This window comes from Nonomuraea candida, from assembly GCF_000725485.1.
Taxonomy (GTDB): domain Bacteria; phylum Actinomycetota; class Actinomycetes; order Streptosporangiales; family Streptosporangiaceae; genus Nonomuraea; species Nonomuraea candida.
Genome location: NZ_JOAG01000111.1, coordinates 1 through 2203, shown reverse-complemented (window position 1 = coordinate 2203; position 2203 = coordinate 1). Strand labels below are relative to the sequence as shown.

At 55.4% G+C, this 2203-nt stretch carries 1 protein-coding gene; it reads left to right on the top strand.

Annotated features, from left to right (window positions below):
- The first annotated feature begins 809 nt into the window (after nucleotides 1-809).
- The gene (locus IO39_RS55610) at nucleotides 810-1958 is read left to right on the top strand and encodes a hypothetical protein (RefSeq protein WP_157549818.1); all 1149 of its coding nucleotides are present in this window, start codon (nucleotides 810-812) and stop codon (nucleotides 1956-1958) included.
- Nucleotides 1959-2203: the final 245 nt, after the last annotated feature.

Here is a 2203-nt window from a genome sequence, read left to right as displayed (position 1 = left end):
AGCCACGACCACCTCCCAAGAGTTGCAGAGGCAGTCAGCCTGACGGGTTCACCGTCCGAGATCAATTACCGGGTCAACGTTCAGAGACGAGCCACTAGCTCTGGGAAGCGCGTTCGGCGGATCAGTTCTCTTCTTGGAGAAGGTGATCTCTCGGTGAGTCGCCTGTAGAGTCGTCCCGGTCTGGGGCTAGCAGAGCTTCCGCCTGCAAGGCGGAAGCTCTGTCTATTTATTATCTGAGGGAGATTATGGCTCATGCCGAGAGCTTTGAAGCGGAGGCCATCTATGGGCGGAGATGGTCCAGATATATGCTTTTTGATGGCAGTTGGGACCATGTTCGAGAATTGATACAACCACTGCCTAAGCAGCACGCCGTTGATAGGCGGTATGCGACTTTTGCTGACGAAAAGGGCACGTCATCAGCAGCCCCCTGGACTGAAGGCGTGCCTTTGAAGGTAACCCTGTCTAGCGACCTGGCGCCCCTCCTTGACCTCTCAGACGCTCATCACCCGAGACGGACTACTTCCATTGCGTGGTTTCGTCACGTCTGGCCAGAGATCAAGGGTCAGGGAGATAGTGATGACGATGCATACTGCTTGATAAGAATACTCCATTTAGCGCGTCTTGGTCTGCCCCTTGAAGTCCACACAGGCATCGCTTGGCCTGCGGCGCTGCCGAAAAAAGTCGGCCGTTTCGAAGTCTCTGTTGAAAGTCACTCGGATGGAGGTTTGACATACGGCGTAGCTCGTACCTCTAGCAAGCCCGGGACGAGCTGCACTGCCATAATTCAGCAGCCATCATGGGTTGCCAGAATGCACGCACAAGATGAAGATAATTTCACATACCCGCCGACGGACGCGCCTGGTCCAGCGACGCTGAACGCAGTTTATTACGATCAGCTCGCTCACTCAGCACTGAAGAATCATCTATTTGTCACTGGCGACCCATCTCTATTGGGTCGTCGCATGGGATCTACTGTAGCGGCGTCACTAGGTGTGGTAGGGCCACGCGAAGCTCTGACTTTGGTAGAACACATGCTTCGCACCAGAGGCAAGGTAGTGTATGCCTTGGATGGCAGTATGAGCGTTCATGGCTCGCCTCACGACTTTCATTCGAATCTCGCCACGCGTCAGTTGCCTTCAGCACTCAGGGCATACCGTAGCGCTATCGCTCCGAACCATCGAACATCTCTAGCCAAGGTGGCGGCACACTTAGAAACGTTACTAGCCCGCCAACATGACCTCCTAGTAGCAGGTGACGAGTTGGCTATGTTAAGGATCGCTGGAGGTTGGTTCGAGCAAGACAATAGCACTCAGAGCCGAACCAGCTATCACCTGCAAAACAGTCTCGTTCTGTTTACTGGCGCACTCGATTCACTCGCGTGGATCGCTGCCGACTTAGAAGGATGCGAGGAGGGGCCAGCGAAGATTAGCTGGGGAAGATTCGTGAAGTCAGGTGGATGGGCTGCAAGGCTGAGTGGCCCCGCAGCCAGGATGCGAGATGCAGTTCGCGAGAAGATTAAGGATCCAGCAATCGATTGGATCCTTGATGTTTCACATAGTTTGCGCGACGCCTACCAGCACCGGCATCCCTTGAGAACGGCGGTTCTGGAAGTGCTCGATCAGAACCAAATGTGCAGGGTAAGAACAGCTGTAGTCAACTTAACTGAAAGCACCACCCGCCCCATACCTACTTCTCTACCCGGGCTGGGTTTGCAGGAGATTATCTTCGGCGAAGATACTCTCGTCCTTCCCGATAGGCTGCATAGTCTTCTGATTGCCACACTACCTCTCATCGTAGATAATGCCTTAGATGCAATCGATTGGCCGGATGCGGATTGGTTTGACGCGGACGAGAGATGGCACAGAGAAGCGTTTGAACAGTCACGCTTTTCGGACCTAAGCGCATGGCTGGCAGGAATACGGAACACTCCTCCCTGGGTCATCCAGCACTATCAATGACCGCATATAGCTAGAAGGTCGTCCCGAAATTCTTCGAGTTCGGCGTCGCCGAGGATGGCCGGCTCTTCCGCAGCGAGCGCGGTGGAGTCGTCGCCTCGACGGCCTACACGGAGGTCTGGCAGGACACCCGGAAGCGGGCCCTGACGCAGGGCCGAAGCGTTCTCACGTGCTGAAACCGAGTAGCTGAAGAGCGTCGGCGGGGTGGCTGCGGTAGTGGTCTGTGGCGGCGGCGATGTTGGTCCAGC

Bases quoted from the DNA above. Each gene is read 5' to 3' on its own strand.
- IO39_RS55610 (WP_157549818.1), top strand. From the start codon at position 810: ATGCACGCACAAGATGAAGATAATTTCACATACCCGCCGACGGACGCG.